Source organism: Rhodoferax sp., assembly GCF_012927445.1.
Lineage (GTDB): Bacteria > Pseudomonadota > Gammaproteobacteria > Burkholderiales > Burkholderiaceae_C > Rhodoferax.
Genome location: NZ_JABBPD010000006.1, coordinates 1 through 14,027 on the forward strand (window position 1 = coordinate 1; position 14,027 = coordinate 14,027).

Annotated in this window: 12 protein-coding genes and 1 pseudogene; 10 read left to right on the forward strand and 3 right to left on the reverse strand. The window is 57.4% G+C overall.

The window, feature by feature from the left end:
* The 3 genes and pseudogenes from HHJ17_RS11220 to HHJ17_RS11230 all read right to left on the reverse strand — a co-directional run.
* Window positions 1–158 (reverse strand): annotated as a pseudogene (locus tag HHJ17_RS11220) (UDP-glucose 6-dehydrogenase); the annotation flags it as partial.
* Window positions 159–213: 55 nt separating this feature from the next.
* A complete protein-coding gene (locus HHJ17_RS11225; RefSeq protein ID WP_296505793.1) occupies window positions 214–1,212 on the reverse strand; it encodes an acyltransferase in 999 nt (332 codons plus the stop codon).
* A gap of 8 nt (window positions 1,213–1,220) precedes the next feature.
* Complete coding sequence (locus HHJ17_RS11230) at window positions 1,221–2,297, reverse strand: glycoside hydrolase family 5 protein (RefSeq protein ID WP_296505794.1); 1,077 nt, start codon at window positions 2,295–2,297, stop codon at window positions 1,221–1,223.
* A gap of 680 nt (window positions 2,298–2,977) precedes the next feature.
* On the opposite strand from HHJ17_RS11230, the gene HHJ17_RS11235 reads away from it, so the two are divergent.
* Genes HHJ17_RS11235 through HHJ17_RS11280 form a run of 10 tightly spaced genes read left to right on the forward strand, consistent with a single transcriptional unit; the run spans window position 2,978 to window position 14,016 of the window.
* Window positions 2,978–4,471 (forward strand): lipopolysaccharide biosynthesis protein, encoded by a 1,494-nt coding sequence (locus tag HHJ17_RS11235; protein ID WP_296505796.1) that lies wholly within the window; start codon window positions 2,978–2,980, stop codon window positions 4,469–4,471.
* A 15-nt stretch (window positions 4,472–4,486) separates the two neighbouring features.
* Complete coding sequence (locus HHJ17_RS11240; RefSeq protein ID WP_296505798.1) at window positions 4,487–5,896, forward strand: O-antigen ligase family protein; 1,410 nt, start codon at window positions 4,487–4,489, stop codon at window positions 5,894–5,896.
* Entirely contained in the window at window positions 5,889–6,848 is a 960-nt protein-coding gene (locus HHJ17_RS11245; protein WP_296505801.1) for a glycosyltransferase family 2 protein, read from the forward strand. The genes HHJ17_RS11240 and HHJ17_RS11245 overlap by 8 nt, the downstream gene beginning before the upstream one ends.
* Window positions 6,845–7,405, forward strand: a complete 561-nt coding sequence (locus tag HHJ17_RS11250) for a serine O-acetyltransferase (RefSeq protein WP_296505803.1) — start codon at window positions 6,845–6,847, stop codon at window positions 7,403–7,405. The genes HHJ17_RS11245 and HHJ17_RS11250 overlap by 4 nt, the downstream gene beginning before the upstream one ends.
* On the forward strand, window positions 7,398–8,483 hold the full coding sequence (locus tag HHJ17_RS11255) for a glycosyltransferase (protein WP_296505805.1): 1,086 nt from the start codon (window positions 7,398–7,400) through the stop codon (window positions 8,481–8,483). The genes HHJ17_RS11250 and HHJ17_RS11255 overlap by 8 nt, the downstream gene beginning before the upstream one ends.
* A 15-nt stretch (window positions 8,484–8,498) precedes the next feature.
* Window positions 8,499–9,590 carry an acyltransferase gene (locus HHJ17_RS11260; RefSeq protein WP_296505807.1) on the forward strand — a complete coding sequence of 364 codons (1,092 nt, stop codon included), beginning with the start codon at window positions 8,499–8,501 and terminating at the stop codon, window positions 9,588–9,590.
* Entirely contained in the window at window positions 9,587–10,672 is a 1,086-nt protein-coding gene (locus HHJ17_RS11265; RefSeq protein ID WP_296505809.1) for an acyltransferase, read from the forward strand. Before HHJ17_RS11260 ends, HHJ17_RS11265 begins: the two co-directional genes overlap by 4 nt.
* On the forward strand, window positions 10,669–11,814 hold the full coding sequence (locus tag HHJ17_RS11270; RefSeq protein WP_296505811.1) for a hypothetical protein: 1,146 nt from the start codon (window positions 10,669–10,671) through the stop codon (window positions 11,812–11,814). The genes HHJ17_RS11265 and HHJ17_RS11270 overlap by 4 nt, the downstream gene beginning before the upstream one ends.
* The gene (locus HHJ17_RS11275; protein ID WP_296505813.1) at window positions 11,807–12,979 is read left to right on the forward strand and encodes a glycosyltransferase; all 1,173 of its coding nucleotides are present in this window, start codon (window positions 11,807–11,809) and stop codon (window positions 12,977–12,979) included. The genes HHJ17_RS11270 and HHJ17_RS11275 overlap by 8 nt, the downstream gene beginning before the upstream one ends.
* A complete protein-coding gene (locus tag HHJ17_RS11280; RefSeq protein WP_296505814.1) occupies window positions 12,976–14,016 on the forward strand; it encodes an NAD-dependent epimerase in 1,041 nt (346 codons plus the stop codon). The genes HHJ17_RS11275 and HHJ17_RS11280 overlap by 4 nt, the downstream gene beginning before the upstream one ends.
* The last annotated feature ends 11 nt before the right edge of the window (window positions 14,017–14,027 follow it).

Below are 14,027 nucleotides of genomic sequence, written 5' to 3' on the forward strand. Positions count from 1 at the left end.
TCCTGCAGACCAGGCTCGAAGATCGGGATGCCGCCGTCTTCCAGCAGTTGGATTTTGGCCGGGTCGACATCCAGGCACAACACGTCGTTGCCGACTTCGGCCATGCAAGTGCCGGACACCAGGCCGACGTAGCCGGTGCCTATTACGGTAATTTTCATGAAAAGGTCTTTCTAAAAAAAGGAGGTTCTTGAATAAAAAAGCCTTTCGACCCGGTCAAGCCTGCGCCAGCCGTGGCGGGCGCGCCGTTTTGGGGGACTCGCCCAGCATCCAGTGGCCGAAATGCGGTATCTTCCGCAGCACCTTGGCCGCGGCGATCGGGCCAAAGAGGCCGGCGGCGAGGCCGGCGACAAACAAATAGGCGGTAGCGTCCACGTCCAGCCGGAGCAAGGCAATCCGCGAGGCCGCCGAAAACATGCTGTGGAAAAGATAGATGGCAAACGAGTGCACGCCAATCCAGGCCAGCCAGCGCAACTCCAGGTTGCAACGCAGGAGAAAGACGCAGCAGCAGGAACCGATCAGCAGCCCGGGCAGGCTGGCCTTGTAGGGCAGTGCGGCGGCGACAAAAATCAGATACAGACAGGTGCCCACGAACAAGCCGGCTGTCATCAGCATCACCGGCTTGCGCGGCAATTGGTCGGCAAAACGGTTACTCGCCAAGCCAAGCAGAAAAAATGGCATCAGATAGGCCGCTCCTTGCAAACCCAGGTACGGCGGCAGCGGGTTCAGCAGCAGCAGGGTCGCCGCCAGCAGCCAGATGATGACAAACGGTTTGACCGTCGCCAAAAGCTTGAAGCGATCAAGACAGGCAGTCAGCAAAAAAATGATGAACAGCGATTCCAGGAACCAGTAGTGGGCGACTGGGACGATGTGCAGCAGGCGCCAGTCATACTGGCCCGCGTTGGCGCCGGGGGTGTTGGCCTGCAACACGGCAAACAAGGTGCCCACCAGCAGCATGGGAACCAGCAGCCGGCGCGCTTTGCCACGGACGAACTTGAGGGGTTCACCGTTGTAGGGCCGCCAGGCATAGACAAAGCCGGAGAGAAAGGAAAAGAGCGGCATTCGCAGCAAGGCCAGCACATCGTTGAGGCGGCTCAACATGTCGTTGTCGTCCAGGCGCAATCCCACCGTGGACGTATCGCCCACGACGTGGAAGGCAACCAATAAAATGCAGGCCAGGCCGCGAAGCGTATCGATTGAGAGTTTACGTAGCACCCGGGTCGTCAATCCAGTAGCGCTCGGCGAATCGGCTCAACCCAGTTGCCCGTCTTGGGCGAGTAGACACCGTAAGAGGCGGCGAAGTCCCAGTAGGTCCAGCCGATGCTGCGGCGCTCGGCCTCATCTCGCATAAAGCGGGTGTAGGTCTCGCGTGAAGCCATGTCGGCGGACTGGTTGGCGCCAAATTCGCCCAGGTGCAAGGGATAGCCATTGGCCTGGCTCCACTTGACGGCCGCATCCAGCGAATAGGTCATGGTTTGTTGTTGCTTGACGTTGCAGCAAGTGGTGCCGGTCGGAAACGGCTTGGGCAAGTAGGTGACCCCTTGATGCGTGAACTCGAAAGGGTCGTAGTTATGGATCGACACAATCAGATTGCGGTCAGGCGGCAGACGCAGCTTGGGCAGGTCGCGCACATTGTTCCAGTAACTGGGGCCGATCAGCACGGTCCGCGCCGGGTTGCTGGCCCGCACTGCAGCCAGCGATCTGGCCGCCAGTACGTTCCAGGGTTCGCCATCCATCCGTCCGTGCGGCTCGTTGAGCAGTTCGAACAGGAGCTTGGGTGAGCGGTCCTTATAACGAAGGGCGATCTGGCGCCACATGTTGACCACCCGGGTCTCCATCACGGCCGGGTCGACGCCGAATTCATTCGGGAGCAAGCGATCGCCAAACAGCTGGCTGTTGTGGTGCATGTCCAGTATCACGTACACGCCCTTGGCCAGCAGCGCGTCGATCACCTGGTCCATTCGTGTGGCAAACACCTCGTCCAGGGTCGCATCGGCCGAAGCCGAGGCATGGTTACTCCATCGCACAGGGAGCCGAACCGTTGTGAATGCGCCCGTTACCCGATCGATGGACGGGGCGTCCAGTCGCAAACCCCAGTCGCCCTCCCGGGGTGCTTCCAGCATATTGCCCATGTTGATGCCCCGGCCCAGCTTGTGCGCCAGGGAGCAGGTTTCCGGCGTGACGGCGGTGCAACTCTGCAAGGTCTGCCCCGGCAGGGTTGACGCGCTGCCGGATTGCGCGGTCACGCCGGTCAGGCTGGCGGCCAGGAAAAGTGTGGTGATCAGGTTTTTTTTCAACATTCTTTCGCTTTCAATAGTGAGGCTGTAGACCGGTATGTCGTTAGATCGTGTTCATGGAGAACACCTCCAATGACCGCCGGGCATCAGCCAGGAACATCTGCTTGAAAGGTCCAATGTGATCCGCCTTTTTGGCGGCAACCATCGCGGACCCGGTGAATTATTTTTTAGAAATGATGATGGTGGGACCCCCGCAGTCCCAAACTATGTACCGTGCATGCCCAGAAAAAATCTGGCATCTCGTGTCAATTCGTGTGTGCGTTGTAAATTTTTAGCAGATGGCATTTCTGCCACTTCGCGGTGCGCCAACCCGCGCCGACTGGCAACGCCAGACGCCAGCACAGGTCTTGATTTACCCTGCAAAAATGCTTGTCTAAGGCTGCTCGATCAAGCGCACGATTAACTTCATAACAACTGATTTTTGAATTTACTTTTTCACTAGGAAATGTAAACCTCAATTGCCAATTTATTGCGCGGTACTTTGTAAGTCTTTGAAACTAAACAACTTTTTATACGGTTGTCCTGAGATGATGCAGCATCGAAAATTAAAGTGCTATAAAAATAGTGCGTCAAAGACGCTTTGTCTTAGCTCTGCAACTTACCGGGAAACCCATCTAAATGCTGTCAAATTTCCCTCCTCTATTTTTTGAAACACCGGTCATCTCCGTGATGAATCGGCTCGATTGAGCGGCCTCGCCCAAGCAGGCGTTCGTGCCGCCAAGTGGAGTGCCATTTCTACCGTGGCCCGCTTTGCGTTGCAGTTGCTGGCGCAGGTGGTGCTCGCCCGTTTATTGGGGCCGGACAGTTACGGTGTGTTCGGCATGGGGCTGGTGATCTTCACCTTCAGTAATTTTTTGGCCACCTTCGGTTTCTCCTGGAGCCTGGCGCAGCTCCGCGAGATTTCTGACGAAGACATCCGTTTTGCCTTCACCTGGCAACTCCTGGTTGGCCTGGTGGCCGGCGTGGCACTGTTCTTTGCCGCACCCTTGGTGGCAGACTACTTTCATGATCCGCGTGTGCTGGGTATCGTGCGCTGGATGTCTGCCGCTTGCGTGATCAACGCTGCCGGCTCGGTTGCCGGCAACCTGATGCGGCGCAACATGAACTTCCGCGCGATTGGCCTGATTCAGCTTGCCAGCTATGCCGTTGGTTACCTGGCGGTGGGCATTCCCATGGCACTGGCCGGGGCGGGCGTCAATGCGCTGGTGGCGGCATGGATGGCCCAGGCGGTGGTGGTGGTCGTTGCGGGCTACGTGATGTGTCCGCACCCGATCAAGCCGCTGCTGGTCGGACCGCAAGCGCGCGAGATGGTGCGAATTGGCACGGCGGTGTTTTTCACCAACCTGATCAACTGGTTCATCAACAACCTGGACCGCCTGATCATTGGCCGCATGCTCAATGCCCACGCGGTCGGTGTCTACACCGCGGGCTACAACCTGGCCAATATGCCCAACACCTTGTTGCTTGGCGCGCTGCAACCGGTGTTCCTGGCGGCAGGCGCACGCGTTCAGGACGAGCGCACCAGACTGCGCAATGCCTATCAACAAGTGATTGCCACGGTGTGGGTGCTGCTGCTGCCGTTTTTCGTTTTTCTGGCGATGATTGCCCCGGATGTGATCAAGCTGCTTTACGGGCCCGCCTGGTCCGATGCCGCGCCGGTGATGGCGGTGTTGTTCCTGGCCATGCCGGCCTATGTCACCTGGGGCATGTCCACCCCGGTGCTCTGGAACACAGGGCGCGCCCATCAGGAAATGCTTCTCCAGTTGCCCCTGCTGCCGTTGGCTGCCGGTGTCTTCTATGTCTTCGCCTCACGCGGTGTATTTGCGGCGGCGGCAGTGGCTGCTTTCGTGCTGGTTCTTCGTGGCGTCGTCATGGGTATTGCGGCCTTTCGCGTCTTGGGCCTGCGGTATCGCCTGTGTCTGGGCTGGCTGCTGCGGGGTCTCGGCTTGAGTCTGCTGGTTGCCGCGCCTGTCGTTGCTATCACTCTATTTGCCCCGTCCAGCTGGCATCCTCTCGTCCGCCTCACCCTGGATGGTGCGGGTGCCGCCATCCTCCTCAGTGCGACTTTGGCGCTCTTCCCCCGCATCATCGGCCACGATGCTGCGGCCATGCTGGTTCGTTTCGCGCCGAAGTTGCAGCCGTGGCTTGTGCCATCTAAAGCGACCGCGGGTCGCTGACCCGCCCCTCTACCTATGCTTGAATATCTCTTCCCGGCCGGTTTTTTTATAGCAGCGTTTCTTGGCGCGTGGGTCGTCATTCTGGTCAGCGTGGGCAGTTTGCAAATGGCCCGCCGCTTCCCTGATGGGCTGTTGCACTACTACTTCTATGCCGTCCTGTTCAGCAATTGCCTCGCCATCTTCTTGTCCACAAGAAGTTTCGCAGAAGCGGGCGAGACGATCCAGGAAGGCCTCACCACCAACCCCCTTGCGGCCTGGGCCATCCGGCTGACCTCGCTCTTTGCGCTGCTGGCGTCGGCTGACCTGATCACCCGGTATCTGGGCCCCAGCCGCCGGATTGGCGGCATCAGAGCTTTTCTGGCCATCGTTTTCGGATTTTTCTGGGTGACCAACATCGTGGTGCCCGCGCTATTTTCACCGCACACGATGCCGTTCCAGTTGAACTGGTTTTACTCGCTGGTGCTCGGCATGGGCATGATCTTCATGGTCGCGAGTGGCGCCACCCTGAGCATTCGCCATTGCCGCAACGCCATCTTTTTGTTTTGCGCGGCAAGCCTGCTGCTCATTCCGATTCGTCCTGATCTCGTGATGCAGTCCGATTACACGCAGGGCTATTTGCCGGGCATCCCCCGTTTTGCCGGCTTGGCCCCGCACGCCATCGTCATGGGCATGAATGCCGCCCTGGGGCTTTGGTGTCTGATGGCCTACCCGATGGCGTCGCGCACCCTCAATCGGCTGTGCTGGCTGATTGGCTTGAGCGCCTTGTTTTTGGCGCAGTCGAAAACGGTGTGGTTTTCTTTCCTGGTGTCCCTGCCGGTCATGCTCTATTGCCAACACGGGCTTCCCAGCTGGCAATCGCTGACAGCCTCCCGCCACCGGTCGCTGTTCGCCTTGCTGGGCAGCTTGACCTTGCTCGGGATCACTGGGGTGACGGCCATCCTGTTATTTGGAAACGTGGGCACTCGGCTGGAACATTTCCTGGGTTCGTCGGAGGGCGCCCAAGTCATGTCGTTGACCGGACGCGACCAGATCTGGGCGGTGGCGCTTTCCGAATGGGATCGCTCTCCCATTGTGGGCTATGGTCTTCCTTTGTTTGGACTTGAGCATCAGGCCCAAATCGGGATGAAGTTTGCGACCTCTGGCCACAACCAAATCATTGACAGCCTCGGACGTGCCGGTACGGTGGGTGCTGCGGGAACACTGCTTTATGCGCTCACCTTGCTCTGGCTCGGCTTGCGTTTTGGCCGAAGCAGCAGGGGCCTCAGTGCGGCACTTGCGATCTCCATTGTCATCCGCATGATCAGTGAGGTGCCGATTACGCTGGGCAACATCGGCATCGACAGTCTTCCTTATTATTTGTTGCTGGCCGTCATTGCCGCCCACTTGGGCAAGCCGGATTCTCGCGGGGCTACCACGCATGCGTAACGTACATTTTTCGGTCGTCGTGCCGCTTTACAACAAGGCTGAGCACATCGTGCGCACCCTGGCCTCCTTGCAGGCGCAGTCTTTTCAACCGCTGGAAATTGTGGTGGTGAACGATGGTTCGACCGATCAGGGGTCTGATCTGGTTGCCGCACTGGGCGACCCCCGAATAAAAATGGTGCACCAGCCCAATGGGGGCGTGGCGCGCGCGCGCAACACCGGCATTGCGCACGCGCAGGGCAATTGGATTGCTTTTCTGGATGCGGACGACTGGCTGCACCCAGACTATCTTCAAACCCTGGCCCAGCTGATCTTGACGCACCCGCAGCTTGACATGGTGGCAACCCAGTACAAAAGTATGCCCTACGAGGCCGGCGTCACCCTGCAGCCCTGGTTCGTCGACGTTGACTCCGCCGCGGTCGAACTGATTCAGGATTTGCCGCAACGCTGGATGCGCGGTACCTCGTTTTTCACTAGCTCGGTTGCCGTGCGTGCGAGCCGACTGCAGGCGCTGCAGCCCTGTTTTCCACCGGGTGAATCTTTTGGCGAAGACCTGGACCTTTGGTTTCGACTGGCCGAGACTTCGGCCATCGCACTCAGCACCGCCGCGCTGGTGGGACGCGTTTTGGTTCCCGGTAGCCTGTCGGTCGTTCATGTGGCGCGCACCGAGCCCCCGTTTTTGCTGCGTATGGCAGAGCGCGCACGCAGTCCCCGCATGGCGCCTGCACTGCGCCGATCATCTCTGCAATTGGTTAACTACCACCGCCTCACCCTGGCGCGTGCAGCCATCAGTGCCGGCGATCGCCTCTTGGCCCGACAGTTGTTGTGGCGCGCCAGGCAGTCCCTGTTCAGCCAGCGCTGGTGGTTCACGGCCATCATGGCAACGCTGTTGCCGGGACCGCTGGTGTATCGCTGGCAGCATTGGCGAAAGCTTAGAAAGGTGGCACTGGGATGAGCCTCCTCAACACCATCCGTCACTGGGCTTTTTTTGAAGATCTGCGCGCCAGTCAAGAAGGGCTTTTGTCGCTGGGCTTTTGGGCCTTGCAGGCCTATCGCCTGGGTCACTTGCGCTACCGGTTCAACTCCCGGTTGATCCGCATTCCCTTGGGCATTGTTCACTTGTTGCTGGCCAAGCTGGCCGAAATGCTGACCGGCATCACGATCGGGGTTTCGGCCAAGATCGGCCGCCGGCTGACCATTGAGCATTCCGGCGCCATCGTGGTGCACGGCAACGCCGAGCTGGGGGATGACTGCATCATTCGGCAGGGCGTCACCATCGGTAACCGCCGTCAGGATGACCCGTTTGGCGCGCCCGTGATCGGCCACCGGGTCAACATGGGTGCCGGTGCCAAGGTGCTTGGCCGGGTTCGCATTGGCGATGATGTTGAGATTGGTGCCAATGCGGTGGTGTTAATCGATGTGCCCGCTGGCGCAGTCGCCGTGGGCGTGCCCGCCCGAATCCTGCCCCGGCCCTTGGCCAGCGGCCCAACCAGCACTTCCACCCATGACTAAAGCACCGCTCTCGCAAACAGAAGGCGCTTGTCGCGTCTCCATCATCATCAAGGCACTCAACGAAGAGAAGCGCATCGCACGCGCGATCGAGTCGTCCTTGCGCGCACTTGAACGCGTCGGCGGTGAGGTGATTCTTGCCGACTCCTGCTCGACCGATCAGACGATTGAAATCGCCAAGCGTTATCCCATCAAAATCGTTCAACTGGCCAATCCGGCGGAGCGTTGCTGCGGGGTTGGGCCGCAACTGGGCTACCAGCATTCTTGCGGTGACTACGTTTACATTTTGGATGGCGACATGGATCTGCGCGCCGACTTCATCGACCAGGCGGTGCAGTTTCTGGATGCCCATCCCAATGTGGCGGGTGTCGGCGGACGGGTGGTGGAGCACAACCTGGACAGCCTGGAATACAAGGCCCGGGTAGAGCGCAATGCGCACCACATGAGCGCCGGTCCGGTCGATCGGCTCGACATGGGGGGCTTGTACCGTCGCGCCGCCATTGATGAAGTCGGCTATTTCTCGGATCGCAACCTGCACAGTTACGAAGAATTTGATCTGGCCATTCGCCTGCGTGCATCTGGCTGGGAGCTGGCGCGGGTGGCGGCTGATGCGGTCGATCATTTTGGACACGATACGCCGCCCTATCAGCTGCTGTATCGACGCTGGAAAACAAAATATATCTACGGCGTCGGCGAGATAGTGCACGCTAGCTTTGGAAAGCCTCATTTCAAGCTCTTGATCAAGCAACTCCGGGAACTCAAGTTGTATTTTTTCATCATCGCCTGGACGATCAGTTTTTGCTTGATGACCGGTATTGCAACATGGCTCAACCACGGTGGAATTATCCTGGGCTTGCTCACTTGCTTGCTGAGTTTTCTGCCCATTGTGGTGGTCATGGCCATCCGCAAGCGGTCGCCCAGCAAGGTGGCCTACGCCATGACTTCTCTGTTGGCACATTGCGTCGCCCTCGTGCGTGGCGTACTTGTCCCGCGCAAGGATCCTGCTCATCGCATTGACTCAACTGTTATCAAAAACAACAGGCTGGAAACGTTTGATAGCGCGTCATCACCTTACGCCTGAAGATAAAAAACACAGATGAAAAAGTTAGCCGAACTGACCCCGGATAAAAACAACAATCTCAATTTGATCCGGATTTTGGCGGCCTTCGCCGTCTTGATCAGCCATAGTTTTGCGATCGTGACGGGTGACGTGGAGGCAGAACCGCTTCGGGCGCTCCTCGGTGTCACGCCAGGTACTTTAGCCGTCGATGTATTTTTTGTAACCAGTGGGTTGTTGCTGGCGAACAGTTTGAGCAAGAAGGGCAATGCGCTGGAGTTCATCATTTCAAGGGTGGCCAGAATCTATCCGGCCTTGATCGTTGCAGTGCTGCTGACCGTCTTTGTGCTGGGTCCGGTATTTACAAAACTTACATTTATTGACTATCTGCAGAATAAGGCAACCTACACTTATTTGCTAAAGACAGCGACGCTTGTTCGGGATGTTGGCTATACCCTTCCCGGTGTTTTTAGCGATAACCCGCTTTATAACCAGGTGAACGGATCGCTTTGGACGTTGCCGTTTGAATTAAAAATGTACATTCTGCTTTTTTGTACATGGTATGCCTGCAAGGTCATGGCGCGATCACAGGCCAGTCAATTTTTGAAGCTGGGTGTTCTTGGAATTACCGCTGTGGCTGGAATTTTGTACGCACGAGAGTACGTTACCTCCGGTGGGGTTGATTCGATGCACAGCATCAGTCGATTTGTTTTTATCTTCTTCTCTGGCGCATGCCTTGGTTTGTATCAGGAGCGCGTATTAATCTCTCCCGGAATACTCGGTGTTGCGCTGCTTGCCATCGTCGTCAGTGCCACCAACAAGATGGCATTCTTTTTTGTATGGCACGCCTTGATCGGCTATGCCGTTGTTCTTCTGGCCTACCAGTCCAGTCACTTGCTGGCTCGTTATAACAAGGTAGGTGACTACTCTTATGGTGTTTATATTTATGCCTTTTCAATTCAGCAAGCGCTAATGGCTGCGATGGTTGACATATCAGTAACTCACATGATTTTTTATTCTTCAATAGTGACGGCTATGTTTGCATTTCTATCATGGCACTTGATAGAAAAGCCGGTCATGAAGAAGAAGAACCTATTTTTAGCGCGGCTTAAGTTCTGCGCCACGACTTGAAAAACACTTCGGGCCTGGCAATGGCCAATGCCAAAAGGTACGTGGCCCTTGATGGTCTGCGTGGCCTATTGGCCATCACCGTGGTCATTCACCACTATGCCCAGCTCTACCATGTGAATTGGATGGGAAAAGCCTGGATTTCGGTGGACGCTTTTTTCATACTGTCCGGCTTCGTGATCACCCACAGTTACGCGGCCAAAATTCAGTCTGGCATGCGCTTTTCCGAGTTTGCAAAATCAAGACTGTTGCGGCTCTATCCCATGTATCTGGTGGGTTTGGCGCTTGGCTTGACGGGACTGCTATTTGCAATTCAAGACACCAATGTTTCTCTGCTCGATTTGTTCTTTTCTACGCTGGTCGGGCTGTTGATCTTGCCCTATTTCAATCACCTGGCTTGGCCCATTGCCGGGGCTGTGCATACGGGAACCATCTTTCCGATGAACGATCCGGCATGGTCACTGTTTTTTGAGTTGTTTGTTAATTTCCTGTTTTTTGCGTGGATTGTGCAAGTTAAACGATGGAGTGGAAAGTTGATACTTGGCACTGCCTTTGTTTTGTATTTGTGGGCGGCACAGATTTTTGGAATTCACAGTGGATGGGGAACGGATAACTTTATGGGCGGTATTCCCCGGGTTATTTTGTATTTTTCTTTAGGGTGTTTTATTTATTCGATTCATCTTAAAGTTTCGAAGCAAGCTCTCTACAGGGCTGCCTTCCTGGCCGTCCTATTGATCGCTGGATTTTCTCTAAAGAATACGGCTGCCACTTATTTTTTGCTCTTGGTCGTTTCGCCATTGGCGATATTGGTTGCTAGCCGTACAGAAATTACAGACTCACCCTTTATTGCGGCAACGCTTACCCGCCTCGGTAGCATGTCTTACCCGTTGTACATCACGCATTTTCCTCTGGCCATCTTTTCATACTGGGTTCTCAATGCGACAGGCATCAGTACAGGAATGAGTGTGTTTATCTCAACCCTCTTTGCATTGGCTGTTTCAATTCCACTCTCGGTGATCGAGCCAAGACTGCGGGGTAGATTGACTGCCTTATTTAATCCGGCCAAGGCAAGGTCTGTCGCATGACCTTGAGACGCCTGCTACAAAAACTGCCATTTTTTTCCTGGCTTCTGGCATGCCTCCATTTTTGGGTGATGCTTCGGGCTCATTCGCACGCTTGTCCTGTGGTCTGGATTTCGCCCAGTGGGGGCGGCGTAGGTTCCGCTGCGGATCTGCGTGCCTTGGCGATCGGGAAAACGCTTGGCCGACTCGGTTGGTGCTGCGTCACGCTGCATCCAAAATTGGGTCAGCAGGCGCGGCGCATTCTCTTGCGCCTGTTCAAACCCGACGTGGTACTTCTGCAGCAGACCCGGCACCCATTGAATCGCCCGGAAATTTACTTTCCGGTGCCGTGCGTGCTGGATGTGGACGATGCCGACATCATCAACCCTTCGGAGACTTCCCGCATCGGCGACGTTGCGGCGCGGTGCTATGGGGTGGTCGCCGGCTCGCGCCATCTGGCAGGACTCTTTCGTGCGTTCAACCCCGCCGTCCGGGTGATCTGGACGGGTACCTATATTCATTCCGTGGCCAGTGCCCGGCCCAATGCAGAGCGGGGCCGAATTCTGGCGTGGGCGCCCAGCGACCCTTTTGGTTACCCGGTTGAACTGGCGCTGATGCAGACGCTGGTGGCGCGCTTGTCGACTTCCGCCGAAGTTGAATTTCGCGTTTACGGTGTTTCGCCAGCACGCCATGACGACATGCACAAGCTGTGGGAGGAGCGCTTGAGCCATGTGCGCCTGCGCTTGATGCCGCCCATGCCTTACAAAGAATTCGTTGCTTCGCTGGCTGAAGTGGCGGTGGGCTTGCAACCGGTCTGTGAGGATCATGAATACAGCCTGGGCAAGTCGTTTGGCAAGGCGCTGGCTTATCTTGCGGCGGACGTTGCCGTGGTTGCCTCCAACAACATCGATCATCCCTTGTTCTTCGAAGAGGGTGTGAATGGTCGACTCTTGCTGAATGAGCCGACGGTGTGGGCGCAAGCGTGCGACCAGCTCCTGAGTCGCAACCAGGAACGCCAAGGTTTGGTGCTGCAGGCCAGAAAAGACTTCTTGGCGCGTCTGACGACGGATAAAAGTGCCCAACTTATGAGTGACTTGCTTCATCGCGCCCGGCTGGGGCAGGCATGGCCGCGCGGTTTGGCGAAATCAAAGGACTACAGTGAATGATCGCGTGATTTATCTGAAGGGGGGGCGTGCCATTGAGGAAGCTCACCGGCTTTTCCCCCGGCTGGGCGCGTTGCCCGATGGCGGGCCGGACAAATTCTTGTTGGCCGTGCTTTTTCATGCGCGCGAGGCTGCGTTCCGTCTGGCTTCGTTGGGTCCGCGCACCGAGCGCATGAGCTTGAGCGGACGTGAGGTGGTCGAATACGGTGCCCGCTCCACGGACGCCAGTCGTGTGACGCGTCGCCTGTCGTTTTTTCGGGCGGCTTTTGATTTCATGCTGGACACCGTTCGGTTTCGGCCCCGGCGGGTGCTGTGTGGCGTCGATGGCCCGTTTGCACTGCTGGCCTGGGCTGCAGCGCGGCTGGTTGGGGCGCAGTTCATTTTCCTGGCGCACAACGCGCTGGCGCTGCCCACGACATCGTCAATCTATCGGCGTGCACATCGCTTTGTCTGTCGCCGGGCCGATCTGGTGATCGCGCACGGGCCGTTCGTGCGGGACGAGGCCATACGCCTGGGTGCCGCGCCAGCGCAGGTGCTGGAGTTCAACAATGCCCTGGACCCGGAGCATGAGGCCTTGGTCCAGAGTTTGCCCGCCAAATCGGATGCCGCAAGCGACACCATTGTTCTCTACATGGGTCGCGTGGAGGAAGACAAAGGCGTGCTGGACTTGTTCCATGCCTTTCGAAAGTTGAATCCCCGGCCGGACCTGCAACTGCGCTTTGTCGGTAACGGCAGTGCCAACGACAAGTTGCGGCAACTCGTGCGGCAGCACCGACTGCAAGACCGGGTGGAGGTTTTGGGGCCGGTTGAATTTGAGTCGGTATTCGCACACCTGAAGCAGGCTACCGTGCTAGTGACCCCATCGCAGTCCCGCTTCCCGGAGGGTTTTTGCAAATCAGCCATGGAGGCGTTTTACGTCGGCACGCCGGTGATCGCTCCCAACTATGGCCCGTTCCCCTATATGGTCAAACATGAAGAAAACGGGTTGCTGTACCCGCCGGATGATGTCGCTGCTTTGGCGCAGGCACTACAGCGCTATCTGGAGGAGGATGGTTTGCGCAGCCGGCTGGAGCAGGGCGCCCGGCGTTGGGGCGAGATTTTCATGAAACCGGCAACCACTTTTGCCAACGCCATTGACCGCGTTTTTTCACAAGGGCAGCCACGATGAACATGACAGTTTCCAATATCCACGACGGCCATCGCTATCTTGTCACCGGCGTGGCGGGTTTTATTGGCATGCACACCGCCCAAGCCTTGCTCAGCCAGGGGGCGCAGGTGCTGGGGGTGGATGTGATGAACGACTATTACGACGTCGCCCTGAAAGAGGCCCGGCTGAAACAGCTGGCGGGTTCGCCGGGGCTGGACCTGCGGCGCATCGATCTGGCCGACACGGCCGCTTGTGCGGCACTGTTCGCCGACTATCAGCCCACACATGTGATTCACCTCGCGGCCCAGGCGGGGGTGCGCTATTCCATCACGCACCCGCATGCTTATGCACAAGCCAATCTGGTGGCCTTTCTCAATGTGCTGGAAGGGTGCCGGCAACTGCAGGTGAAGCACCTGGCCTATGCCAGCTCATCCAGCGTCTACGGCGGTAACAGGCACATGCCTTTTTCCGAAGCGCACAGTGTTGATCATCCCGTGAGTCTGTATGCCGCCACCAAGAAGTCGAACGAACTCATGGCGCACACCTACAGTCATTTGTACGGCATACCAACGACTGGTCTGCGTTTCTTTACGGTTTACGGCCCTTGGGGTCGGCCAGACATGGCGCCCTATTTGTTTACCAAGGCGATCTTTGAAGGCCGGACCATCGATGTGTTCAACCAGGGCCAGATGCGCCGGGACTTTACCTACATCGACGACATCGTGGAAGGCGTGGTTCGTGTCGTGCTGAAGCCGGCCACCCCCATGCCGGACTATGACGCCGTGTCCCCTTCGCCGGCTGGCAGTTCGGCCCCCTACCGGATCTTCAATATTGGTAATTCACAACCGGTGGAGTTGATGACCTTCATCGCCACGCTGGAAGAGGCCATTGGTCGCAAAGCACAGATGCGCATGTTGCCAATGCAGGCCGGTGATGTGGTGGCGACGGCGGCAGACACCCAACTGCTGGCGCAATGGGTTGGCTTTCAACCCGCTACCCCGCTGGAGAAGGGGTTGGCGGCGTTTGTGGCTTGGTACCGCAACTATCACCAACTCTGAACCACTCACAA